The 22,100-nt window shown below is 71.3% G+C and carries 21 protein-coding genes; 14 read left to right on the forward strand and 7 right to left on the reverse strand.

Annotation, left to right across the window (positions count from 1 at the left end; translation table 11 throughout):
* Positions 1 to 72: 72 nt before the first annotated feature.
* Positions 73 to 3,456 carry a hypothetical protein gene (locus ACRYRV_RS10965; RefSeq protein ID WP_444985150.1) on the reverse strand — a complete coding sequence of 1,128 codons (3,384 nt, stop codon included), beginning with the start codon at positions 3,454 to 3,456 and terminating at the stop codon, positions 73 to 75.
* Between the two features lie 172 nt (positions 3,457 to 3,628).
* Between ACRYRV_RS10965 and ACRYRV_RS10970 the strand changes: the two genes are divergently transcribed.
* Positions 3,629 to 4,336 carry a DUF3581 domain-containing protein gene (locus ACRYRV_RS10970; RefSeq protein WP_444985149.1) on the forward strand — a complete coding sequence of 236 codons (708 nt, stop codon included), beginning with the start codon at positions 3,629 to 3,631 and terminating at the stop codon, positions 4,334 to 4,336.
* Positions 4,337 to 4,367: 31 nt separating this feature from the next.
* Here the strand turns inward: ACRYRV_RS10970 and ACRYRV_RS10975 are convergent, their stop codons facing one another.
* Positions 4,368 to 5,264 carry a universal stress protein gene (locus ACRYRV_RS10975; RefSeq protein ID WP_253445481.1) on the reverse strand — a complete coding sequence of 299 codons (897 nt, stop codon included), beginning with the start codon at positions 5,262 to 5,264 and terminating at the stop codon, positions 4,368 to 4,370.
* 170 nt (positions 5,265 to 5,434) lie between these two features.
* Between ACRYRV_RS10975 and ACRYRV_RS10980 the strand changes: the two genes are divergently transcribed.
* From ACRYRV_RS10980 to ACRYRV_RS10990, 3 genes are all read left to right on the forward strand, one after another.
* Positions 5,435 to 6,403: a magnesium transporter CorA family protein gene (locus ACRYRV_RS10980; RefSeq protein WP_444985148.1), complete on the forward strand. Its 969-nt coding sequence runs from the start codon at positions 5,435 to 5,437 to the stop codon at positions 6,401 to 6,403.
* 120 nt (positions 6,404 to 6,523) lie between these two features.
* A complete protein-coding gene (locus tag ACRYRV_RS10985) occupies positions 6,524 to 7,756 on the forward strand; it encodes a DUF3422 domain-containing protein (protein WP_253445475.1) in 1,233 nt (410 codons plus the stop codon).
* Positions 7,753 to 9,039 (forward strand): acyltransferase family protein, encoded by a 1,287-nt coding sequence (locus tag ACRYRV_RS10990; protein ID WP_444985147.1) that lies wholly within the window; start codon positions 7,753 to 7,755, stop codon positions 9,037 to 9,039. The genes ACRYRV_RS10985 and ACRYRV_RS10990 overlap by 4 nt, the downstream gene beginning before the upstream one ends.
* Here ACRYRV_RS10990 and ACRYRV_RS10995 read toward each other — a convergent pair.
* From ACRYRV_RS10995 to ACRYRV_RS11010, 4 genes are all read right to left on the reverse strand, one after another.
* Positions 9,027 to 9,260 (reverse strand): DUF1289 domain-containing protein, encoded by a 234-nt coding sequence (locus ACRYRV_RS10995; RefSeq protein ID WP_444985146.1) that lies wholly within the window; start codon positions 9,258 to 9,260, stop codon positions 9,027 to 9,029. The two genes, ACRYRV_RS10990 and ACRYRV_RS10995, sit on opposite strands and share 13 nt — an antisense overlap.
* Positions 9,257 to 9,670 (reverse strand): alternative ribosome rescue aminoacyl-tRNA hydrolase ArfB, encoded by a 414-nt coding sequence (gene arfB, locus ACRYRV_RS11000; protein ID WP_253445466.1) that lies wholly within the window; start codon positions 9,668 to 9,670, stop codon positions 9,257 to 9,259. The genes ACRYRV_RS10995 and arfB overlap by 4 nt, the downstream gene beginning before the upstream one ends.
* A 17-nt stretch (positions 9,671 to 9,687) precedes the next feature.
* Positions 9,688 to 9,900, reverse strand: coding sequence for a DUF3820 family protein (locus tag ACRYRV_RS11005; RefSeq protein ID WP_253445447.1), 213 nt, complete (start codon positions 9,898 to 9,900; stop codon positions 9,688 to 9,690).
* A 138-nt stretch (positions 9,901 to 10,038) separates the two neighbouring features.
* Positions 10,039 to 10,242: a cold-shock protein gene (locus ACRYRV_RS11010; protein ID WP_253445444.1), complete on the reverse strand. Its 204-nt coding sequence runs from the start codon at positions 10,240 to 10,242 to the stop codon at positions 10,039 to 10,041.
* A 232-nt stretch (positions 10,243 to 10,474) separates the two neighbouring features.
* Between ACRYRV_RS11010 and ACRYRV_RS11015 the strand changes: the two genes are divergently transcribed.
* Positions 10,475 to 11,506, forward strand: coding sequence for a C45 family autoproteolytic acyltransferase/hydolase (locus ACRYRV_RS11015; protein WP_444985145.1), 1,032 nt, complete (start codon positions 10,475 to 10,477; stop codon positions 11,504 to 11,506).
* A gap of 37 nt (positions 11,507 to 11,543) precedes the next feature.
* Positions 11,544 to 12,296, forward strand: a complete 753-nt coding sequence (locus tag ACRYRV_RS11020; RefSeq protein WP_444985144.1) for a class I SAM-dependent methyltransferase — start codon at positions 11,544 to 11,546, stop codon at positions 12,294 to 12,296.
* On the opposite strand, the gene ACRYRV_RS11025 is transcribed toward ACRYRV_RS11020, so the two are convergent.
* Positions 12,293 to 13,156, reverse strand: a complete 864-nt coding sequence (locus tag ACRYRV_RS11025; RefSeq protein WP_444985143.1) for a sirohydrochlorin chelatase — start codon at positions 13,154 to 13,156, stop codon at positions 12,293 to 12,295. The two genes, ACRYRV_RS11020 and ACRYRV_RS11025, sit on opposite strands and share 4 nt — an antisense overlap.
* A 138-nt stretch (positions 13,157 to 13,294) precedes the next feature.
* On the opposite strand from ACRYRV_RS11025, the gene pqqA reads away from it, so the two are divergent.
* From pqqA to ACRYRV_RS11065, 8 genes are all read left to right on the forward strand, one after another.
* Positions 13,295 to 13,366, forward strand: a complete 72-nt coding sequence (gene pqqA, locus ACRYRV_RS11030; protein ID WP_253452235.1) for a pyrroloquinoline quinone precursor peptide PqqA — start codon at positions 13,295 to 13,297, stop codon at positions 13,364 to 13,366.
* Positions 13,367 to 13,469: 103 nt separating this feature from the next.
* The gene (gene pqqB, locus ACRYRV_RS11035) at positions 13,470 to 14,399 is read left to right on the forward strand and encodes a pyrroloquinoline quinone biosynthesis protein PqqB (RefSeq protein WP_253445431.1); all 930 of its coding nucleotides are present in this window, start codon (positions 13,470 to 13,472) and stop codon (positions 14,397 to 14,399) included.
* A gap of 35 nt (positions 14,400 to 14,434) precedes the next feature.
* Positions 14,435 to 15,238, forward strand: a complete 804-nt coding sequence (gene pqqC / locus ACRYRV_RS11040; RefSeq protein ID WP_444985142.1) for a pyrroloquinoline-quinone synthase PqqC — start codon at positions 14,435 to 14,437, stop codon at positions 15,236 to 15,238.
* Positions 15,235 to 15,510 (forward strand): pyrroloquinoline quinone biosynthesis peptide chaperone PqqD, encoded by a 276-nt coding sequence (gene pqqD / locus ACRYRV_RS11045; protein WP_253445428.1) that lies wholly within the window; start codon positions 15,235 to 15,237, stop codon positions 15,508 to 15,510. Before pqqC ends, pqqD begins: the two co-directional genes overlap by 4 nt.
* On the forward strand, positions 15,507 to 16,643 hold the full coding sequence (gene pqqE, locus ACRYRV_RS11050; RefSeq protein ID WP_444985140.1) for a pyrroloquinoline quinone biosynthesis protein PqqE: 1,137 nt from the start codon (positions 15,507 to 15,509) through the stop codon (positions 16,641 to 16,643). Before pqqD ends, pqqE begins: the two co-directional genes overlap by 4 nt.
* Before the next feature lie 128 nt (positions 16,644 to 16,771).
* Positions 16,772 to 17,935, forward strand: a complete 1,164-nt coding sequence (gene ercA, locus ACRYRV_RS11055; protein ID WP_444985139.1) for an alcohol dehydrogenase-like regulatory protein ErcA — start codon at positions 16,772 to 16,774, stop codon at positions 17,933 to 17,935.
* Positions 17,936 to 17,952: 17 nt separating this feature from the next.
* Positions 17,953 to 19,653, forward strand: coding sequence for an ATP-binding protein (locus tag ACRYRV_RS11060; protein WP_444985138.1), 1,701 nt, complete (start codon positions 17,953 to 17,955; stop codon positions 19,651 to 19,653).
* The gene (locus ACRYRV_RS11065) at positions 19,637 to 22,078 is read left to right on the forward strand and encodes an insulinase family protein (protein WP_444985137.1); all 2,442 of its coding nucleotides are present in this window, start codon (positions 19,637 to 19,639) and stop codon (positions 22,076 to 22,078) included. The genes ACRYRV_RS11060 and ACRYRV_RS11065 overlap by 17 nt, the downstream gene beginning before the upstream one ends.
* The last annotated feature ends 22 nt before the right edge of the window (positions 22,079 to 22,100 follow it).

The raw sequence follows: 22,100 nt of genomic DNA on the forward strand, positions 1-22,100 counted from the left end.
TAACGACTTTTCTCGGGACCTTTTTTCATACACCCGTTCACGGGTTGCGGGGTGCCCCCATGGGAAGCCGGGTCAGGGGGTGGGAAGCGCCTCGCGAAACGCCTCCGGCGTGGTCTCCTCCAGCGCCGGCGGTTCCCCTTCGGCGCCGTCCTCATACCAGCGGCGCGGCTGCCAGAAACGCAGGGTGCGCTCCCCCTCCTCGAGCTCGACTCCCACCGCCAGCCGGCCCAATCGCGCGTAGAGGCTGCCGTCGAGGCGTTCGCTATGGAAGTGGAGATCGGCCAGCAGCGTCAGCGGGCCGCCGTCGAGGCGGGCCTGTGAAAGCCGGATGCCGTGGTCGTTCATGCCCAGCCGGGCCTCGCCCTGGACCTCCCGAACGGTCAGCAGCCGGCCCAGCCACTCCCGCTCCCGGGCGCCGGCCAGGAAGAGCCTGGCCAGCAGGCCGCTGTCGCGCATGGCAAGGCCGATCCGGGCGTCCACCGCCAGGGGCTCGGCCCAGGTAAGCCGCCCCTCCTCCAGGGCGAGGCGAGCCCACCAGCCCGCCTCGCCCTGGCCGTCCGCGTCCCGGCGGGTGATGTTGTCCAGGCGCAGCAGGGAGCCCGAGGCGTCGAAGCGCCGTGCCTCGAGGTCGCCGTCGCGCAGCCGCGCCTCCAGGCGCAGGTCCCCGCTGAGGCGCTGGTCGGCCAGCGCAAGCTCGGTGTTGAAGGCCTGCAGCAGCAGGTCGCCCCGGGCGCGCCTGCCGAGCAGCTCGAGTTCGGCTTCCAGGCTGACGCTGCCGCCCTCCAGGATGATGCCCGCCTCCTCGGGCAGGTAGGCGGCGTAGAGCCCGAGGTCCGGCACCTCGACGATGGGCAGTGACACCCGGGTGGTAACGTCATCGATGGCCAGCTCCGCGGGGTTCAGGGAGAAGCGCGGGGTCCGGGTCTCCAGGCGCAGGTGGCGGCCGGCCAGCCAGGTGCGTTGCGCTTCTGCCTCCCCGCGCCCCACCGCCTCCCGGCGCAGGGCGAAGCGCGGCAGGGTGAGGGTCAGGCGGGCCCCGGGGGTGGCGGCGCTGCCGTCGATGCCGGCCCTGAGCTCGCCGCGCCCCTCGGCGCGGTAGTCGAGAAAGCCCACTGCCAGGTCATCGGCGTCGAGGCGCAGGCGGCTCTCCGGCAGCAGCCGGTCGCCACTCAGGCGCAGGTCCGCCTCCAGTCGGCCCCGTCCGCGAAGGGTGACGCCGTGGGCCTCGGGCAGGAAGGGATCCAGGAAGCCCAGGCGGTCCACCATGCCCTCCAGTACCAGCCGGCCCCGGCGCCTTGCCGGGACGTCCAGGTCGCTGAAGCGCGCCTCACGAGCCACCAGCAGGGTGCCCAGCTGCTGCTCGTCGGAGGCCCCCCGAGCGGCCGCCGCCAGCGACAGCCGGCTGCCGGAGACGTCGAGGCGGCTGCCGTCCGGTGCCGCATCGCGCAGGACCAGCTCCAGGTGCAGCTCCCCCGACACCGACTCGTCGAGCAGGCGGCCGGCGATGCGCTGCCCGGTCAGGGTCAGGCGGCCGCCGAGGCGCTCGTCGTGGAGCGTCAGGCGTCCTGCGCTGGCGGCGCTGCCGCCGTGCAGGGCGAAGGGGGCGCCGGGGGGCAGGTAGGGAGCCAGCACCGCCACATCGGGCAGGCGGGCGTCCCGCCAGGCGATGTCTGCGCTCAGGGGCAGGGAGGTGTCGTCCGACTCGGGCAGTGCACCCTGTGCCTCCAGGTCGAGGCTGGCGCCCTGCAGCAGCCGGGCGCCGTCCCGGTGGCGGGTCAGCGAGGCCTCTTCCAGCCGCGCGGCCAGGTGAAGCGGGCGGCCCGGCCGGTCGCGCCACTCGGCGCTGAAGTGCCCGTGCCCTTCGGCGGCCAGGTAGGGCAGGCCCACGCCCAGGGCGTCGCTGGCCACGTCCAGCCGGCTGCCGGCGTCCAGGGCACCATCCCGCAGGCGGGCCCGGGCCTCCAGGTTGCCGCCGCCGCTCAGGGTCACCCCCCGGCCCTCGAAGAGCCGGGCCAGGAAGGGGTCGAGAAAGCCCAGCCGATCCAGGCGGCCAGAGAGGGCCAGTTCGCCGTCCAGGGGCGGATGGGGATGGTCGCGCAGCGCTGCCAGGGGCACCCGGGAGGCGAGGCGAGCCTCCTGCAGCCTCAGGTCCAGGCTCAGCGGCTCGGCCTCCTCGCTGCTGACGGCGTCCAGGCGCAGCCGGCTGCCGGAGAGGTCGAGGCGGCGGGCGTCCGGGTCGAGCAGGCCGAGGGCCAGGTCGAGGCGCATATCGCCCCTCAGCGCCTGCTCCTGGAGACGCAGGGCGACCCCCTCGCCGGCCAGCCGGAAGGCGCCGTCCAGACGACCCTCCCGGTAGCGCAGCGTGCCGTCCAGGGTCGCGCTGCCGCCCTTCAGCGCCAGGTCTCCCTCCGGAGGCAGGAAGCGGCCCAGGGCGGCGATATCGGGCAGGGTGGCATCCGCCCAGCGCAGCTCGGCGGTGGCGGGGGGCGCCAGGGGCGCGGCGAGGTCAGTGGGCAGCGGCGCCGCCAGCCGGAAGTGCCGGCCGGTGAGCAGCGGGGCGAGGCTGTCGCCCTGGTGCATGGCCAGGCCCGACAGGGTGACCGCCAGGCTGGCCTCGGCGTCGACCTCCAGTGCGACCCTGCCCCGGCCCTGCAGGCGGTAGGCGGCATCGGGGAGCGCCCAGGCCGCTGCCCCTCCCTCGCCCGACTCCGCCAGCAGGACGGTCTCGTCCAGGGTGACGGCGAGGGCCGGGGCATCCAGGGTCAGGCGGCTGCCCGGCGCGAGCTCTCCCTCCTGCAGGGTCAGGGCGCCGGCCAGGCTGCCGCGACCGGCCAGGCCCAGCCAGCCGAGCTCTGCCAGGTAGGGGGTGAAGAGGTCCCAGGCGTCGGCGCGGGCGCCGAGCGCCAGCTCGCCGGAGACGAAGCGCAGCGCCGCCTGACCCGGGTGGACGGCGGGGTCGAAGGGGGTGGCGGTCAGGTCGGCGGTGAGCGAGATCTCCTCCACCAGGGCGAGGCCGTCGCGGCTGATATCGGCCTTTTCCAGCGCCAGGGTCAGCCGTCCCACGCCGACGTCATCCCGCGTCAGGCTGAGTCCGTCGAGGGTCAGCCGCCCCTCGCCGCCGAGCCGGTGGCCGGCCACCTCGAGGCGTTCCAGGCCGCTGGCCTCCAGGGAGCGGACCATCAGCCGCCCCCTGAGCAGGTCGAGCAGGCCGAGCTCCAGGCGGGCGCTGCCCACCTCGAGGGCCAGCGGCAGGGTGGGGTCGTCGCGCTCGATGGCAAGGGAGGTCACCGCCAGGCTGCCCCAGCCGGGACGGGAGTCCTCCCAGCGCACCGTCAGCCCCTCCTGGGCCGAGAGACGCGCCTGCAGCCAGGCGCTGTCGAGCAGGGCCGGGGTCGCGAGTGCCGCTCCGCCCAGTGCCGCCACGGCGACGCCGGCCGCAACGGCCAGGTGCCGCATTCGGCTCCTGCGTGCTCTCCTTTCGGGCATCTGATCGTCGCCTCCCTGGGTCCCTGCCCCATGGTAGCCTTTCACGAGGCTCCGTTGGCCGGGGTTTTATGGCATCATCTGCGCTCCGGCAAGCCGCCGGCAGGAACTGGATCGCCAACGACGCAGGGCAGGCACAGCACGCATGTTTCTCGATGAATTCCATACGCCGGCAGGAGATCGCGTCGCCATCTCCGCCGAGCAGGCCAGTCGTTTCGCCAAGGGAGTCGCCGGCGATTACAACCCCATCCACAACCCGGACGCACGCCGCTTCTGCGTGCCGGGAGACCTGCTGTTCGCCCTGGTGCTCGGGCGCTTCGGCCTCTCCCAGCGGATGGATTTCCGTTTTCTCAACATGGTCGGCGACGGCACGCCGCTCTGCTTCCAGGAGAGCGACGACGGACGGATCCGCGTCTGCGACGAGGGCGGCAAGTGCTACCTCGAGGTGGAACGCAGCGGCGAGGTGACCCGTGACGAGGCGGTGGTGGAGGCCTTCACCCGCTGCTACGTGGCCTTCTCCGGCAAGAACTTCCCCCACTACCTCAAGCCGCTGATGGAAGCGCAGGGGGTGATGTTCAATCCGCGTCGCCCCCTGGTGATCTACGACAGCATGGGCTTCTCCCTGGAGCGCCTGGATGACCTGGCGCCGGCCCTGGAGCTTTCGAACTCCTCCCTGGAGGTGAACGGCAAGCGCGGCGACTGCCTGCTGGAGTTCCGCATCCAGTCCGGCGGCGAGCCCATCGGCATCGGCTCCAAGAAGCTGGTGGTCAGCGGCCTGTGCGACTATGACCCGGCCGCCATGGACGAGATCGTCGCCGAGTTCTACCGCCTCAAGGCCGCCTACGAAGGGTAAGGTCGCCGGCTACGGCCGACGACCTCGCGACCTACACCACCACGGTGACCGGGCAGGGGGCCAGGTCGATGACCCGGTGGCTGACGCTGCCCAGCAGGGACTCGCGCCACTTGCCCAGCCCGCGCCGCCCCATCACGATCATCGGGCGCTCCTCCAGGTGGTGGCGGGCCCGACCCACGATCGCCTCGGCGAAGCGCTCCTCGTGCAGCAGCGTCTCCTCCACCCCGGCGGGGATCTCGCCCAGGGCCTCCCGGGCCAGGCGGAAGACGCGCTCGGCCTGGCTCTCCTCGTCGTCGACCGTCCCGACGGCCTGACCGCCGGGCTGGCAGAAGACCAGTTCCACGGGGACCCGGGCGCTGCGGGCCAGGGCGGCGGCCAGGGCACAGGCCCGGTTGGCGTGGCGGGAACCGTCCACCGGCAGCACGACTCGTCCGATGCCCGAGGCCTCCAGCATGCTGGCATCGTCGTGGACGATGGTCACCGGGCAGCGGGCGCGGTGCACCACCTCGTTGCTGACGCTGCCCTGGACGAACTTGCCTACCTCGCTCAGGTGGCGGGCGCCGAGCACCAGCAGGCAGTCGGGCTGGCTGCGGGCGTGCTCGACGATGGCGCGCTCCGGGTGGCGGATAAAGGTGCTGTCCTCGAGGACGACTTCATCCGGGGCCGGCGTCAGGTCGGGGTCGATCGCCTCCCGGGCCTTGACGAAGGCCTCCTCGGCGATCTCGCGGCGCACGGCGCGGTCGTGGTCGGCCTCGGCCTGGCGGTTGGCGGGGATGTCACAGAGCTCCGCCGGATTGAGCGGCATCACGTGCAGCAGCTGCAGCGGAACCTCCAGCAGGCGGGCCAGCAGGCTGGCGTGGCGGGCCGCGGCCGAGGCGGTAGGTGAACCGTCCACTGGGACGATGATCCGAGAGACCTGCTCACTCATCGATTCACTCCTTGGTTCCTGTCGGCGCCCCCCGGGGCGCGGCTGACACTAGATTACCAGCCTCCGGGCGTTGACGTCGCCCATCGGCAGCGGGCCAGGGAGAGAGTGGCTCTAAGTGCTAGAGTGAGGGGCAGTGGGCGGGTCGCCGCCGCCGCCAGGGAAGACGCCGCATGATTCGAGCACTGCTGATCGATAGCCAGGGAGTGGCCACGGCCGGGGGCGAGGAGCTGGTCCAGCGCTTTCGCGAGATGCCCGATGCCCATCTCTGGGTGGACCTCCAGGGCGAGCCCCGGGAGCGGGAGCGTGCCCTGCTCGAGGCCTTCGGCTGCCACCCCATGGCCATCGACGATGCCCACCGCGACCGCCATCCCCCCAAGATCGAAGAGTTCGAGGAGCACACCCTGGTCCTCTATCGCGGCATCGCCGCCTTCGACGCCGAGCTCAACTTCGTCCCCCAGCAGGTCGCCTTCTTCATCGCCGAGCGCTACCTGATCAGCCTGCACCCCGGCCCTGCGCGGAGCATCGACCGGCTGTTCGGCAACGGCGGCGTCGAGCTGCTGCGGCGCTCCCCCGAGCAGGTGGCGCTCAAGGCGATGTTCCATTCGGCGGGCTTCTACCTGGACAGCCTGCTGGAGTTCGAGAACCAGCTCAGCGACCTGGAGGATGGGCTGGTGGACGGCGGCGGCGACGAGCTGATGCGCCAGCTGATCGGCTACCGCTCGCGGCTGGTGAAGATGCGGCGGGTCTTCAACTACCACCTGGGGATCACCGAGGAGCTGACCACCAGCGACTACTCCCACCTGCCCCGGGAGGTCAGCGAGACCCTCTACGCCATCAATGACGTTCACGAGCGCTTCGAGCGGCTGCTGACCCTGACCCAGATGTATTACGACATCTGCGGCGACCTGGTGGACGGGCATATCTCGCTCTCCTCGCACCGGCTCAACATCACCATGCGGGTACTGACGGTGATTACCGCCATCTTCGTGCCGCTGACCTTTATCGCCGGCATCTATGGCATGAACTTCGTGCATATGCCCGAACTCGAGCATCGCTACGGCTACTTCGTGGTGCTCGGCATGATGCTGGGCATCGGTCTGACCCTGGCCTGGGTGTTCCGCCGCAAGGGGTGGTTCTAGGTGCCCCTGCCCCCTCGGCACGGGGAGGGCGCATTGTCGCAAGCGCTTGGCCCGGATGCCGCCAGGCCCCACACTTTGCTCAACGATCAATCTCGAACGCTTTACCGATGGGAAGTCACCATGCATCCACTGCGCGAAGCGCTGCATAACGAGCTGCACGCCAGGCCTTCGATCCACCTGGCCGGGCCGGCCCATGTTCACCACTACGCCATGCTCGAGCAGGAGGGGCAGGCCGAGGAGCTCCTGGCACGCATCGATGCCCTCGTTGACCGGGAGCGCGACCCCGAGGTGGTGCAGGAGATCCTCGAGATCGACGGCATGGCCCTCAAGTGGGAGCGGCATACCGAGTTCTTCACCCTGACCCTGATGGTGCCACGGGAGCCCGAGGGCAAGCTGTGGCCGGAAACGCCGCCGCTGCTGGAGGCCTTGATCACCCCCTATCGGGAGCAGGTGGTCAGCGCTACCCTGCTGCTGGTGGAGGCCGCCCACCGCTGGGCCGGCAGCCCCGAGGCCTACGGTTTCCAGGGCCCTGCCGGCTCCCAGGTGGCCGACGGCGAGGCCACGGTGTGGAGCGACTTCCGGCTCACCCCCGAGGGAGTCAATCGCCTGCTGCTGGTCAACCAGGCCCTGGATGGCTTCCGCCTGGGGCGCATGGCGCGCCGCCTGCTGGAGATCGAGACCTACCGGATGATGGCCTCCCTGGCCCTGCCCCTGGCCCGTGAGATGCGCACCGAGCTCGACGCCTACGAGCGCGAGCTGGACGAGCTCTCGGTGCGCAACGCCGAGGAGCAGGAGGAGAGCTCGCGGCCGCTGCTGGCCGCCATCTCCGAGCTCTCCTCGCGCCTGGAGCACGCCAGCGCCCGCTCGCGGCTGCGCTTCAGCGCCACCGAGGCCTACGGGCGCATCGTCGATGCGCGCATCGAGGAGCTGCGCGAGGTCAAGGTGGGGGAGAGCCCGCGCCTGGGCGTCTTCATCCAGCGCCGCTTCCAGCCCCTGGTGCGCTTCTGTGCCGCCATTCACCGGCGCCAGGAGGAGCTGGCCGAAAGCGTGGCACGCCTCAACGACCTGCTGCGCACCCGGGCCCAGGTGGAGATCGAGGAGCAGAACGCCGAGATGTTACGCAGCCTCAACGAGCGCACCAGCAGCCAGCTCAAGATCCAGAAGGCGGTGGAGGGGCTGTCGATCATCGTGATCAGCTACTACCTCTTCAGCCTCTTCAAGCTGGGCCTGCAGAGCCTGGATGCGCTGGGCGTGCCCATCGTGCCCCAGATCGCCGCCGCCATCATTGCCCCGCTGGGGCTGGGCATCCTGGCGGTACTGGCCTGGCGCATCTGGCGGGTGAAGCAGCATTGAGCACGGAGCGCGACCGCTACCCGGACGCCTTGCGGGCCGGCGCCCTGCTGGTGGTGGTGCTCGGCCACTGGCTGGCCACCCTGCCGCGCCTGGAGGCGGGCTACCTGGTGGACACCGACCACCTGCTGGTGGTGTGGGAGGGAGCTGGCATCTTCACCTGGGTGGTGCAGGTGGTGCCGCTGTTCGTCTTCGTCTCGGCGGCGGTAAGCGCGTTGGGGGTGCGCCGGCGGCTCAGCGACGGCCACCGCCAGCTGCACTGGTGGGCGGGTCGCGCCCTGGCCCTGGCGCGACCCACGGTGACCTACCTGGCGGTGCTGGCCGCGGTGGCGATGCTCTCCCGCCTGATGGAGGGGCGCTTCCTGGCCCCCTTCAACCACTCCCTGACCATCCACCTCTGGTTCTTGCTGATGCTGCTCGGCGTCCAGGCGCTGCTGCCGCTCTCGGTGCGGGCCGACCGCCGCCTGGGGCTGCGCGCCGTCTGGCTGCTGGTGGCCACTGCCGCCTTCATCGACCTGCTGCGGGCGCGGCCCGGCTCCCCGGCGGACCTGCTGCGCCTGGGGGAGCTGGCCACCGACCACGCCACCCTGCTGGGCTGGCTCAACCTGCTGGTGGTGTGGCTGCTGCCCCAGCAGCTGGGCATCGCCTGGCGCCAGGGGCGCTTCACGGGGACCGGCACGGGGCTTACGTTCATGGCCCTGGGGCTGGTGTGGCTGGGCGCCACCGTGGCCTCCGGCTATCCGCTGGCCATGGTGGACGGCGAGGTGGGCGGGCGCAGCAACCTGCTGCCCCCCACTCTGGCCCTGGTGGGGGTGATGTGGCTCCAGGTGGGCACGGTGCTGGCCTGCGAGGCGCCGGCCCGGCGGCTGCTGGCGCGGCGTCCGATCCGTCGTGCGGTCACGCTGCTTGGCGCCCTGGGCATGCCGCTCTACCTGTGGCACAAGTTTGCCGAGCTGCCGGCGGCCTGGCTGGGCGAGCGGCTCGGCGCACCCATCGACGCCGGAGTGCCCGGGGAGGCGGGCTTCTGGTGGGGACGGCTGGTGTGGCTGCTGCTCTGCCTGCTGATGGTCACCCCGGTGATGGCCGCCGTGGTGGCCTTCGAGATGCGCCGGCGCCGGGATCTCGTCTCCGCCACCGCCGGCCGGGCCGTGGTGGGTGGCGGCGTGGCGCTCTTCGCCGGCATCCTGGCCAGCATGGCGCTGGGCGCGCTGCCCGGGGCGCTGGTCGGCCTGGCCGGCGTGGCGGCGGCCTCCTGGCTGCTGCGGGTTCACCCTCAGCCGCGCTGAGCCTCGGCCTGCCGTTCGGCCTCCTTTGCGTCGGCGGCCCGCCGGGCCTGGGCGTCCAGCCGCTGCCAGACCTCCTCGCGTTCGGCGTCGTCCATCCGTGACCAGCGGGCGATCTCGTCCAGGGTGCGCCAGCAGCCGAGGCAGGTGTCACCCACCGGGCGACACACCTTGATGCAGGGGGAGGGGGGGCGCCCGGAGGCAGGGGTCTCGTGCTGGCTCATTCGGTCACCTTCCCGCGCAGTGCCTTGGTCCTGCCCTTGCGGGTCTTGGCGTCGACCCGCTTGCGCTTGGCGGCGCGGGTCGGCTTGGTGGGCTTGCGCGCCCGCTGCTGCTTCACCGCCTCGCGGATCAGCTCGCGCAGCCGCGCCAGGGCGTCCTCGCGGTTCTGCTCCTGGGTGCGGAAGCGCTGGGCCTTGATGATCACCACCCCGTCCTGGGTGATGCGCTGGTCGGTGAGCGCCAGCAGCCGCTCCTTGTAGAAGGGCGGCAGGCTGGAGCGGTGGATGTCGAAACGCAGGTGGATGGCGGAGGCCACCTTGTTGACGTTCTGGCCACCGGCGCCCTGGGCGCGGATCGCGTTGAGCTCGATCTCCCAGTCGCCAAGCTCCACGCTGTTGGAAATACGCAGCATAGGGGGCTCCTCGTGGTTCAGCGACGGCGCAGCGGCGTGAGCAGCTCGCCCAGGCCGTTGTGGTCGATCTCGTGCATCAGGGCGAGCAGCCGGCCCAGCTCGCCGTCGGGAAAGCCCTCCCGGGCGAACCACGCCAGGTAGGGGCCGGGCAGGTCGGCGATCAGGCGGCCGGCATACTTGCCGTAGGGCATGGGCATGCGCACCAGGGTCAGCAGGTCTTCGGGCTTCACGTCTCCTCCCGGCGTGTGTGGGGCAAGATGGCGCCTCACCATGGTGCCATAAAACGGGTGCCATAAAACGCAGCAGGGCCCGCCTAGGCGGGCCCTGCTGGTCGAGCCGAGGCTCGAGAGGCGTGTTCCGAGCGGGGCTCAGAGCGCCTTGATGTTCGACGCCTGAAGGCCTTTCTTGCCCTGGGTCACGTCAAAGGAGACGCTCTGACCTTCCTGCAGGGACTTGAAGCCTTCGGACTGAATCTCGGAGAAGTGAGCAAAGACATCATCGCTGCCGTCGGACGGAGAAATGAAGCCGAAACCCTTGGAATCGTTGAACCACTTGACTGTGCCAGTTGCCATGATAATAAATCCTTTCGCGCTGAGCGCCTTACGATATTCCTGGTATTACCCAGATGAGTAGCGGGTAGAACAAGGGAGATAATGTCAGGCTGCCGAAAGAATTCGAATGCTGCTGAAACCATGCTGCTTGCCAACCAACTGCAGACACGGTGTCACGTATCCATCGGTGGGTCAAAGCCTTTCGCCTTTTATTTTTAAAAGCGTTTCCATTCAACTGCCGGGAAGAGGCGTCATGACAGATCAGCAGGAAAGTCCCAGCCGGCTGGGCTGGCTCGAGGCCGGCGGCAGCCATCGGGAGCTCGGCCTGGCGCTGGGGCGCCGAGGGAGGCGCGCCGTGCACGAGCGGCTGTTGGCCACGCCCCTGTGGCGGGAGGTGACCGCTCCCCGTCACACCGCCCGGGTGCAGCGACTGCTGGCCGCCACCGCCGAGCGGCTGCCCTGGGTGATGGAGGAGCTCGAGGGGCTCGCCGAGGGGCTGGCGCTGCCGCTTGGTGAGGTGGCGGCCTGGAACTGCCGCGGCGATCTGCTGGCCGGCGTGCCGGACGGCTGTACCACCTTGGTACTGCCGGGCCCCGAGCCGCTGATCGCCCACAACGAGGATGGCCTGCCCTGCCTGGACGGTGAGTGCTTCCTGGCGCGGCTGGCGCCGCCCGGCCAGCCGGCGCTGCTCGGCTTCTGCTATCCGGGCTCGCTGCCGGGGCATACCTTCAGCGTCACCGAGGCGGGCCTGGTGGTGACGGTCAATAACCTGCGCCTGAGCGGCGTCCTGCCCGAGCTGCCGCGGATGGTGCTCAGTCGCGAGCTGCTGCGCCAGCCGGACCTGCCCGCGGCCCGGGCGCTGCTCGAGTCCGCCCCGGCCGGCGGCGGTTTCCACTTCACCCTGGCGGGCCGGGGCGAAGGAGGAAGGATCGAGGTAGCCAGCGCCGAGGTGGGGGCCGGCCGCTGCGCCTGGCGGCGCCTCGAGGGGCCGGCCCTGCACGCCAACCACTGCCTCCGGCTCGATCTGCCCCAGGTGATCACCGACTCCTCGGCAGATCGTCAGCGCCGCGGCGAGGCGCTGCTCGCCGCCGGGGTGCGTGACCCCCTGGCCCTGCTGCATGACACCGGCGGGGAGGGGCTGCCGATCCTGCGCCGGGACCCGGATGACCCGGACGAGGAGAACACCCTGGCCACCGCGCTCTTTCGGATAACGGCGCAGGGCGTGACCTGGGGCATTCAGGTGCCCGGCGAGGCTGGCATCCGGCAGGGGAGTGGCGCAGGGTAGAGGGTATCGATCAACCGTGCCGACGAGGAGCGCGACCATGTGGAAAGCCTATGACGAGCTGGCCTGGACCGAGGCGTGGCTCGAGGACCCCCAGGGGGTCGAGGAGGAGGTGGCCACCTATCACCGCCTCATGGACGAGCACGCCCGGCGGCCGGTTCGCGAGGTGTTGCACCTGGGCTGCGGCGCCGGCGCCCACGACCGCGCCCTGAAGCGCCACTTCTCCCTGACCGGGGTGGACCTCAACAACGCCATGCTGCGGCTGGCTCGGCGCGCCAACCCCGAGGTGGAGTACCACCAGGGCGACATGCGCAGCGTTCGCCTGGGGCGTCAGTTCGACGCCGTGGTGATCCCCGACAGCATCGACTACATGGCCAGCCGCGACGACCTGGTCCTGGCCTTCGAGACCGCCCGCCACCACCTGCGGCCCGGCGGCGCCCTGCTGGTGGTGACCAAGCCCCGGGAGCTGTTCCACGACAACAACTTCGCTTACGTGGGCGAGCGCGACGGTATCCACGTCACCCTGCTGGAGAACAACCACGTGCTGCCCCCCGGCGACGAGCAGTACGAGGCCGTGCTGGTGTTCCTGATTCGTCAGGGGGGCGAGCTGGATGTCCAGGTGGATCACCACCGGCTGGGGCTCTTTACCCAGGCGACCTGGGAGCAGACCTTCCGCGACCAGGGGCTGGAGCTCCACCAGCAGGACCTCGAGGGCATCTACGAACCCTTCATGATCGCCGAGGGGGAGTACCCCATGCGCCTCTTCATCGGCGTGGCGCCCGGCAGCGACTAGCCCGACGCCGGCAGCGCCAGCAGCAGCGGCGCGCCGCGCTGCCCCTCCTCGAGGCGAGCGGCGAGGAGCGCGACCAGGCCGTCATGCTCGCCCACCAGCCGGCTGGGCCTCACCGTCAGGCCCGGCGAGGCGGCCATGGCCGCCGCGCAGATCTCGGCGATATCCCCCCCCTCGCCGGCGTGGCGGCCCGGCGAGAGGAACAGCATGGCCAGGACCACCTCGCGCCCGGCAAGCCCAGGGGCGGCCAGCAGGGTCTCCAGCAGCGGCTCGTTGAAGCGGTACTCATCGCCGTCCCGGCGCTCCATGGAGGCGAAGGTGACGCACTCGGCCTCCTCGGCGAGCAGGGCGCTCAGCTGGCCTGCCAGGTAGTTGCGCACCGCCGCCACCTCGGGAATGGGGCTGCCGTGGTCCACCAGCACCACCGTGGGGCGGCGCGCTCCTGTCATGGCCTCGCGCACATTGTCGGCCAGCAGCTGCGCCAGGCGCAGGTCCACGCCGCCCAGGGTATCCACCAGGGGCTGCGCCACCTTGACGGCGAGCGCCGGGTAGCGGGCCTGGACCTCCGCCAGGCGCTCGGGCAGGTAGCGGGTCAGCGCCTGGCTGGGGCCGAAGAAGAGCGGCAGGATGATCAGCTCGGTGGCGCCCTCTGCCGCCAGCCGCTCGGCCAGCGGGCCCAGGGTGACGGCCTTCTCGCCGCCGAGCGTCTCGGCGGGAATCTTGTGGGAGTGCAGCAGCGAGGCGGCCTCCACCGGCACGCCGCAGGCCGCGGAGAGCGCCTCGGCCAGGCGGCGCAGGTTGAGGGTTGCCTGGGGGCGCAGGGAGCCGTTGTCGAGGAGCACGATCGAAGTCGAGGGAGGCATGGGACGTCCTGTGCGGGGATGGAACCAAGAGAGGAGGGGGGCTCCTTCCAAAGTACTGCATGCGTGTCCCCCCACCGATGCTTAACTGTGAATGGCAGCTGCCAACACCCATGACAAGTAGAAAACAGGAGAAGGACCATGTGGATCAAGCCCGACTATACCGACCTGCGTCTCGGCTTCGAGGTGACCCTCTACATCGCCAACCGCTGAGCCCGCCGGCCGGCCCCCGGGTGGGGGCCGGCCCGAACGAACCACGACATTGAACAACGATGTCGAATAACGACCTCGAACAACAACAATGTGAGACATCACCATGCAGCTTATCGTGCTCGGATCGGCAGCGGGTGGCGGTTTTCCGCAGTGGAACTGCAACTGCCCCAACTGCCAGGGGGTGCGTCAGGGCAGGCCCGGTCTGACCCCGCGAACCCAGTCCTCCATTGCCGTCAGCATGGATGGCCAGCGCTGGCTGCTGTGCAACGCCTCTCCGGATATCCGCGCTCAGCTGAACACAACCCCTGAGCTCTTTCCGCGACGCGGCCTGCGCGACAGCGGCATCGCCGAGGTGCTGCTGGTGGATGCCCAGATCGATCACGTTACCGGTCTGCTCTCCCTGCGCGAGGGGTGCCCGCTGGATGTCTGGTGCACGCCCCGGGTGCACGAGGATCTGAGCCAGGGCTTCCCGCTCTTCCCCATGCTGGCGCACTGGCAGGGCGGACTGAGCTGGCGCCCCATCGCCCTGGAGGAGGGGCGCGAGCGGGTGACCTTCACGGTGCCCAGCTGTCCCGGCCTGGCCATCACCGCCCTGGCCCTGAACAGCAACGCCCCGCCCTACTCGCCGCGCCGCGGCGCCCCCGGGGTGGGGGATAATCTGGGGCTGCTGTTCGAGGATCGCCTCTCGGGGCTGAGCCTCTTCTACGGCCCTGGCCTGGGGCGGCCCGACGATGCCGTGCGCGAGCTGATGCAGCGTGCCGACTGCGTGCTGGTGGACGGCACCCTCTGGCACGACGACGAGATGCAGCGCCTGGGCGTCGGCACCTCCACCGGCGAGGCCATGGGGCACCTGGCCCTGGCCGGCGAGCACGGCATGATCGCCGAGCTGGATGCGCTGCCTGCCGCCACCCGCCGCATCCTGATTCATATCAACAATACCAACCCGATTCTCGACGAAGGTTCGGCAGAGCGCCGGGTGCTCGAGGAGCACGGCATCGAGGTCGCCTTCGACGGCATGCGACTGATGCTGTGACGCCTCCGGCTGCAACAGGAGAGGGAGATTACGCCATGCTGAATACCCGGACAGACCCCTGCGCCACGCGAGCGGGCCCCGAGACGGGCGTCGCCCGGTCGCCGCTGTCGGCGGATGATTTTCGCGCGGCGCTGATGGCCAAGGGCGACTACTACCATATTCATCACCCCTATCAGGTGGACATGGCGGCCGGTCGCGCCACCCCGGAGCAGATCCGCGGCTGGGTGGCCAACCGCTTCTACTACCAGGTGATGATTCCCCAGAAGGATGCCGCCCTGCTGGCCAACTGCCCCGATGCGCCCACCCGGCGGCGCTGGATACAGCGGCTGCTGGACCATGACGGTCACGCCGGCGACGACGGCGGCATCGAGGCCTGGCTCGCCCTGGGCGAGGCGGTGGGGCTCAGCCGCGAGGCGCTCTGGTCCCAGGAGCACGTGCTGCCGGGCGTGCGTTTTGCCGTGGATGCCTACGTCAACTTCGTGCGCCGGGCGTCCTGGGAGGAGGCGGCGATCTCCTCGCTGACCGAGCTGTTTGCGCCCCAGGCCCACCAGAGTCGCCTCGACACCTGGCCGCAGCACTATCCCTGGATCGACGCCTCCGGCTACGGCTACTTCCGCAAGCGTCTCAAGGAGGCACGGCGCGACGTGGAGCACGGTCTGGAGGTGGCGCTGGCCGTCTGCAACACAGCCGAGAGGCAGCAGCGGGCCCTGGGGATCCTGCAGTTCAAGCTCGACGTGCTGTGGAGCATGCTGGACGCCATGACCCTGGCCTATCAGCTCGGCCGTCCGCCCTACCACAGCGTCACCGACCGGCGCGTCTACCACCGGGGGCTCTCATGAACCTTGCCCGTATCCTGTCGCTGCGCCCCGGCTGGCGGCTGCAGTGGGAGCCCGCCCAGCAGCGCCATGTGCTGCTCTACCCCGAGGGGATGGTGCAGCTCAACGACAGCGCCGGCGCCATCCTCGCGCTGGTGGACGGCCGGCGTGATCAGGCGGCCATCGTGGCCGAGCTCGATGCGCGTTTTCCGGCGGCCGGCGGCGTGGCGGATGACGTCGACGATTTCCTGAACGATGCCTGCCGCCAGGGCTGGCTGCGCGAGGTGACCCCATGAGGACCCATGCCGAACTTTCCGCCGGTGCGCCGCTCTGGCTGCTGGCGGAGCTGACCTATCGCTGCCCCCTGCAGTGTCCCTACTGCTCCAATCCCGTCGACTACGCCCGCCATGGCGAGGAGCTCTCCACCGAGCAGTGGCGCGGCGTGCTGCGCGAAGCACGGGCGCTGGGAGCCGCCCAGCTGGGCTTCTCCGGCGGCGAGCCGCTGGTGCGTCAGGACCTCGAGGCGCTGGTGAGCGAGGCCCGGGAGCTGGGCTTCTACACCAACCTCATCACTTCCGGCGTGGGCCTCAACGAGGCGCGCATCGCGGCGCTGCGCGATGCCGGGCTGGATCATATTCAGATCAGCCTGCAGGCCGCCGACGAGGAGGTGTCCGCCGCGGTGGCGGGCTCCGCCAAGGCCCACGGGCGCAAGCTGGCCATGGCTCGGGCGGTCAAGGCGGCGGGCTACCCCATGGTGCTCAACGTGGTGCTGCATCGCCACAACATCGACGATGTCGATCGGCTGATCGCCCTGTGTGACGAACTGGGCGCCGACGCCGTGGAGCTGGCCACCTGTCAGTACTACGGCTGGGCGAGGCTCAACCGTGATGGCCTGCTGCCGAGTCGCGAGCAGGTGGCCCGGGCCGAGGCGGTGACCCAGGCGTGGCGCGAGCGCCTCGCGGCCAGGGGGCGCGAGATGCGTCTGCTCTTCGTGGTGCCCGACTACTACGCCGAGCGGCCCAAGGCCTGCATGGGGGGCTGGGGAGCGATCTTCATGACCGTGGCGCCGGACGGTGCTGTGTTGCCGTGCCACAGCGCCCGAGAGCTGCCCATGACCTTTCCCAACGTGCGCGACGCCTCGCTGGAGGCGATCTGGCATCGCAGCGAGGCCTTCAATCGCTTTCGCGGCGACGGCTGGATGAAGGCTCCCTGCCGCAGCTGCGACGAGCGCCATCAGGACTACGGCGGCTGCCGCTGCCAGGCCTACCTGCTGACCGGCGACCCCGCCGCTGCCGACCCGGTCTGCAGCAAGTCCCCCGAGCACCGGCTGATCGAGGAGGCCTGCGCGGAGGCGGCGCACCGCTCGCCACCGCTGGAGCACCTCACTGCCCGCAACAGCGCCAACTCGCGTCTGATCTGGCGGGGATAGCCCGACCAAGGGCGTAAGGCGGCCGGAGTGGCCGCACCCTACCATGGCATCGTTGCCACACTGACCCCTGACGACCCGGCGAGCGGCAAGGCGCCGGGTACAATAACGACAACCCCACGGGGAACGCCATGTCACACAGCATCACGGCGCTGCGCAAGTTTGTGGCGCCCGAGATCATCTTCGGCGAGGGCTCCCGTCACGCCGTGGCCAACTACGCCCAGACCTTCGGTGCCGAACGCATCCTGCTGGTCTCCGACCCCGGCGTAGTCGCGGCGGGCTGGGTCGCCGAAGTGGAGGCGGACCTGGCCGCTGCCGGCATCCATAGCCGACGCTTCACGGCGGTCTCGCCCAACCCCCGAGTCGAGGAGGTGATGGCCGGGGCCGAGGTCTACCGCGACCATGCCTGTCAGGCCATTGTCGCCATCGGCGGCGGCAGCCCCATGGACTGCGCCAAGGGTATCGGCATCGTGGTGGCCCATGACGGCCATATCCTCGATTTCGAAGGGGTCGACACCCTGCGGGTGCCGATCCCACCGCTGATCTTCATCCCCTCCACGGCGGGCACCTCGGCGGATATCTCCCAGTTCGCGATTCTCTCGGACCAGAGCCGCCGCCTGAAGCTCTCCATCGTCAGCAAGTCGGTGGTGCCGGACGTGTCGCTGATCGACCCTGTCGTCACCCTCACCATGACCCCCTTTCTCACCGCCTGCACCGGCATCGATGCCCTGGTGCACGCCATCGAGGCCTTCGTCTCCACCGGCAGCGGGCCTCTCACCGATGCCCATGCCCTGGAGGCAATGCGGCTGATCAATGGCCATCTGGTCGCCCTGGTGGCCAACCCGGGCGATATCGAGCTGCGCGCCCAGGTGATGCTGGGCAGCATGCAGGCGGGCCTGGCGTTCTCCAATGCCATCCTGGGGGCGGTGCACGCCATGTCCCATAGCCTCGGGGGCTTTCTCGACCTGCCCCACGGGCTCTGCAACTCCATGCTGCTGGAGCACGTGGTGGCCTATAATTTCGAGGCCACGCCCGAGCGCTTCATGCGGGTGGCCGAGACCCTGGGCATCGACTGCCGCGGCCTGACCCAGCGCCAGGTGAAGCAGCGCCTGGTGGCGCACCTGGGCGAACTGAAGCGCGCCGTGGGCCTCTCCGGGCGGCTTGGCGAGGTGGGCGTCGGCAGCAGCGACGTGCCGCTGCTGACCCGTCACGCCATGCAGGACCCCTGTATCCTGACCAACCCGCGACGCTCCAGCCAGCGCGATGTAGCGGTGGTCTACGAGGAGGCGCTCTAGCCGATGAGGCAACGTCCATGAAGAAGCCGACCGACCCGGATGGCTTCTCGGTCAGCGAGCTGCTGGGGCTGGGCAGCCACTCGGCGCGCAAGAGCTACTACCCCGAGCTGACGGCGCGCATGGCCGAGCTCGAGAACGAACGCAACCGCTACAAGTGGCTGTTCGAGAACGCCCTGCACGGCATCTTCCAGGCCTCCATGAGCGGCGGGCTGCGGGCCGCCAACCCCGCCCTGGCCAGCATGCTGGGCGATGCCTCCGTGGCGGAGACCCTGAAGCGCTGCACCACGCTGGAGGCGCTCTTCGTGGACCCTTGCGACCTGCAGCGCCTGCGCCGGCGGCTGGTGCGGGAGGGGCGGGTGGCGGGCTTCACCACGCGGCTGCGGGGACGCCAGGGCCACGAGGTGGCGGTCTCCATGACCCTGCTGCCCAAGCCCAACGGCGGCGAGGCCTCGCTGGTCGAGGCCTTCGTGGCCGACATCACCGAGCGCGAGCGTGCCCGGCGACGGCTGGAGGAGCTCAACGCCGAGCTGGAGGCCCGGGTTCAGGCGCGCACTCGGGAGCTCGAAGCGCTCAACGCCGAGCTGCGCGACGCGCGAGACGCCGCCGAACAGGCCAACCGCAGCAAGGACCGCTACCTGGCGGCGGCCAGCCACGACCTGCTGCAGCCCATGAACGCCGCGCGGCTGATGGTGGCCACCCTGCAGGAGCGCCCCCTGGCCCCGGCCGAGGCGGAGCTGGCGCGCAGCATCCACCTCTCGCTGGAGGGGGCCGAGGAGCTGCTGACCGACCTGCTCGACATCGCCCGCCTGGATCATGACCGCATCCAGCCTCAGCTGGATGACTTCTGCCTGGGCGAGCTGGCCAGTCAGCTGATGGCGGAGTATGCGCCCCGGGCCCGGGAGAAGGGCCTGAGCGTCCGCCAGGCGGTGGGGCGCTGGCGAGTGAACAGCGACTTCCGGCTGCTCGGCCGGGTGCTGCGCAACTTCCTCTCCAACGCCTGCCGCTATACCGAAAGCGGGCGGGTGCTGCTGGGCACCCGGCGCCGCGGCGGGGCGGTATGGCTCGAGGTGTGGGATACCGGCCCCGGGATCCCGCCCGACCAGCGCCGCGTGATCTTCGACGAGTTCCACCAGCTGGGCGCATCCCGGGCCCGGGACCGCCAGGGGGTCGGGCTGGGGCTGGCCATCGTGGAGCGCATCGTCACACGATTGGGGCTCGAGGTCAGGGTCGACTCCTGGCCGGGGCAGGGCTCCTGCTTCGCCGTGCGGGTGCCGCTGGCGCGCGGGCGGCCGCTGCCTCCCTGCGAGCCGCCGGGCCCGGCGCCGCCGCCGGTGCGCTTCGCGGGCCAGCCGGTGCTGGTCATCGACAACGAACCCAGCATCCTGGTCGGCATGGGTCAGCTGCTGCGCGGCTGGGGGCTCGACTGCCATCTGGCGCTGGACGTCGAGGAGGCGCTGGAGGCGTGCCCCGAGGCGCCGGCGGCGCTGCTGGTGGACCTGCACCTTGACGGCCCCGATACCGGCGATGCCCTGGTCGAGCGGCTGCGCGCCCACTGGCGGGCGCCGGCGCTGCCGGCGGTCGTTATCACCGCCGACCGTTCCGACGCGTGGCGCCAGCGGCTGCGGGATGCCGGACTCCACGTGCTCAACAAGCCGCTGCGCCCCGGCAAGCTGCGGGTGCTGCTGCATGGACTGCTGACCCATGACGGACTGGCGTGAGCTGCCGCCAAGGGGGCTGCCGCCCGGCAGCCGCCTGGCCGAGGGACGGCTGGCCAACGGCCTCGAGGTGCGCCTGGCCGAGGTGCCGGCGGCGCGCCAGGCGCGGCTGGCGCGGCTGGCGCTGGGCGTGGCCGCCGGCTGGCTGGATGAACCGCCGCGGCACCGCGGCCTGGCGCATCTGCTCGAGCACTGCCTGTTTCACCCGCGCCGCGAGGGGCTCGCCCTGGCCGACTGGGTCGGCGCGGTGGGCGGGCGCTACAACGCGCGTACCTCGGAGGCGACCACCGACTACCACCTGAGCCTGCCGGCGGCGCAGCTGGCAGAGGGGCTGGCGCGCCTGGTCGACCTGGTGGCCGCCCCGGATCTGCTGACAGACGAGGCGGCGCCCGAGGCGGTGGCCAGGGAGATCGCGGTGATCGACGCCGAGTTCCGTGCGCGCCGCGGCGACCCGGCCCTGCATCGGCTTGCCGCCCTGTCGCGCCTGGTGGCGGTGGAGCATCCTGCCCGAGGCTGCCATGCGGGGCACCGGCTCAGCCTCGGGGGGGCGCCGTGCCCTGCTCTGCGCGCCTTTCATCGCCGCCACTACCGGGCGTCTCGCATGGTGCTGGCCAGCCTGGCGCCGCAGCCGCTGGCCCATCAGTGGGCGGCGATTCAGGCCGCCGGCCAGCGCCTGCCGGGCTGGGGAGGGGGGCACGCCGTGGGCGTGTCGAACGCCGCCGCCTGGCGCTGGACGGCCCCCGGCGGCGTCGCCTGGCGTTCACCGGGCGTCAGCGGAGCCCTGGAGCTGCTCTGGCCCCTGCAGCCGGGGACCCGGGCGCAGCACGCCGATGCCCTGGAGGCGCTGGCGCTGGGGCTCGAGGATGGCGAGCTGGCCGCTGCGCTGTGTCGGCGCGGCTGGCTGCAGGACCTCTCCGCCACCGCCTGGCCGGAGGGTGCCGGGGAGGCGCTGGCCCTGACCCTGCGTCTCAGCGAGTCGGGCGAGCGGCACTGGGGCGAGGCCGCCGAGCTGTGCCGCTCCCGCCTGGCATCGCTGCTGGCCCGGAGTGACGACCCGGGCGCCCCCGCTCGGCTGCCGGAGGAAGCCCTGGCGACGTGGCCCCAGCGTCAGGTGCGCCGGCACTGTGCGCTGAATCGCTGTCGGGCCGAGGCGCCTGCGCCGGCGGTGCAGTTGAGTGGGACGCTGCCGCGCCTGCTGCTCGCCTGCCGCGAGCTGCCGCCGGGGCAGGTGCGCCGGGTGCCGGAGAGCGCCACGCCCTGGGTGCCTCTGGCCTGGCCCCGGCGCGGCCCGCCACCGCCTCCCTGGCCCGGAGATGCTGATCCGGTGCGCTGGGTCGCTGCGAGCCAGCGCCGCGGTCACCAAGGAGAGCCGAGACGCTGCGCAGAGCGGCCCCTGACGGTGTGGCGAGGCGGTACCAGCCGGCGTCCCTGGCTCTGCCTCGGCTGGCCGGCGTCGGGGGAGCGCCTGGCCGCCTGGGAGACCGCCAGCCTGCCGCTGCGCCAGGCCTTCCGCGCCCGGGGCGGAGAGCTGTGGCTGGGTGAGGATGCCCGGGGCGCCTGGCTGGCCCTGCGCGGTGAGGAGGCGCTGCCGCCCGTGGCCCTGGCGCTGCTGGAGGCCTGGCCCCGGGCGGCCCTGCCTCGGGCGCCCGGCGCTGGGCTGCTGGCCCAGCGGCTGCTGGCGCGGCTGAGCCAGGCCGAGGCGACGCCGTCACTGCCGCTCTGCTGGGCCGAGGCGCCCCCGGCGCCGATGCTGCGCCGGCGCCTGCTGGAGGTGGCGAGCGCTGCCGTGGCGGGCGGCAGGCCGGATCGGCGCCGGGAGGCATCGGTTGCCCCGCAAGGCGAGGGGGCGGCCCTGATGCTGCTGCTCCAGGGGGAGTCGACGCCCCTGGAGCGGCTCTGCCTGCGCCTGCTGGGCCAGTGCCACGACCGCCCCTTCCTGGTCGAGATGCGCGAGCGTCGCGGGCTCGGCTATGTGGCGGCGGTGCGCTATCGGGAAGCGGCAGGGCGGCCGCGCCTGGGCTATGTGGTGCAGTCGCCCGGGGCCAATGCCAAGACGCTGCGGTTGGCCATCGAGGACTTCCTGGCCGTGCAGGGGCGGGCCCTGCTGCCATCAGGAGGAGACGAGCTGGCTCGACGGCTGGCGGCACTGCGCGCCGATCTGGCGGTGCCCGAGAGCGAGGCCGAGGCCTGGCGCTGCCAGTGGCAGGCGCTGCGGGAGGGAACGTGTGAGCCCGACTGGCGACGGCTGGAGCGTTCCCTGGAGGCGCTGGATGGCGAGGTGCTGAGGGGCTGTCTGGAGCGGCTGCTGGCCAGGCCGGACGCCTGGCAATGGCATCGGCTTCAGGCCGCGGCATGCCACCTTGGTCGTAGCGGGGTCGCCGGAGAGCGGCACTCAAGTGCTATTTCTCCCCGGTCGGGGGCCCCCTAGACTGGCAGGGCATTCGTCGACA

The sequence above is a fragment of the Halomonas mongoliensis genome, assembly GCF_052496345.1.

Excerpts from the sequence above, each read along its gene's own strand:
- ACRYRV_RS10965 (WP_444985150.1), bottom strand. The coding sequence starts at position 3,456 with ATGCGGCACCTGGCCGTTGCGGCCGGCGTCGCCGTGGCGGCACTGGGC.
- ACRYRV_RS10970 (WP_444985149.1), top strand. The coding sequence starts at position 3,629 with ATGTTTCTCGATGAATTCCATACGCCGGCAGGAGATCGCGTCGCCATC.
- ACRYRV_RS10975 (WP_253445481.1), bottom strand. The coding sequence starts at position 5,264 with ATGAGTGAGCAGGTCTCTCGGATCATCGTCCCAGTGGACGGTTCACCT.
- ACRYRV_RS10980 (WP_444985148.1), top strand. The coding sequence starts at position 5,435 with ATGATTCGAGCACTGCTGATCGATAGCCAGGGAGTGGCCACGGCCGGG.
- ACRYRV_RS10985 (WP_253445475.1), top strand. The coding sequence starts at position 6,524 with ATGCATCCACTGCGCGAAGCGCTGCATAACGAGCTGCACGCCAGGCCT.
- ACRYRV_RS10995 (WP_444985146.1), bottom strand. The coding sequence starts at position 9,260 with ATGAGCCAGCACGAGACCCCTGCCTCCGGGCGCCCCCCCTCCCCCTGC.
- arfB (WP_253445466.1), bottom strand. The coding sequence starts at position 9,670 with ATGCTGCGTATTTCCAACAGCGTGGAGCTTGGCGACTGGGAGATCGAG.
- ACRYRV_RS11010 (WP_253445444.1), bottom strand. The coding sequence starts at position 10,242 with ATGGCAACTGGCACAGTCAAGTGGTTCAACGATTCCAAGGGTTTCGGC.
- ACRYRV_RS11015 (WP_444985145.1), top strand. The coding sequence starts at position 10,475 with ATGACAGATCAGCAGGAAAGTCCCAGCCGGCTGGGCTGGCTCGAGGCC.
- ACRYRV_RS11020 (WP_444985144.1), top strand. The coding sequence starts at position 11,544 with ATGTGGAAAGCCTATGACGAGCTGGCCTGGACCGAGGCGTGGCTCGAG.
- ACRYRV_RS11025 (WP_444985143.1), bottom strand. The coding sequence starts at position 13,156 with ATGCCTCCCTCGACTTCGATCGTGCTCCTCGACAACGGCTCCCTGCGC.
- pqqB (WP_253445431.1), top strand. The coding sequence starts at position 13,470 with ATGCAGCTTATCGTGCTCGGATCGGCAGCGGGTGGCGGTTTTCCGCAG.
- pqqC (WP_444985142.1), top strand. The coding sequence starts at position 14,435 with ATGCTGAATACCCGGACAGACCCCTGCGCCACGCGAGCGGGCCCCGAG.
- pqqD (WP_253445428.1), top strand. The coding sequence starts at position 15,235 with ATGAACCTTGCCCGTATCCTGTCGCTGCGCCCCGGCTGGCGGCTGCAG.
- pqqE (WP_444985140.1), top strand. The coding sequence starts at position 15,507 with ATGAGGACCCATGCCGAACTTTCCGCCGGTGCGCCGCTCTGGCTGCTG.
- ercA (WP_444985139.1), top strand. The coding sequence starts at position 16,772 with ATGTCACACAGCATCACGGCGCTGCGCAAGTTTGTGGCGCCCGAGATC.
- ACRYRV_RS11060 (WP_444985138.1), top strand. The coding sequence starts at position 17,953 with ATGAAGAAGCCGACCGACCCGGATGGCTTCTCGGTCAGCGAGCTGCTG.
- ACRYRV_RS11065 (WP_444985137.1), top strand. The coding sequence starts at position 19,637 with ATGACGGACTGGCGTGAGCTGCCGCCAAGGGGGCTGCCGCCCGGCAGC.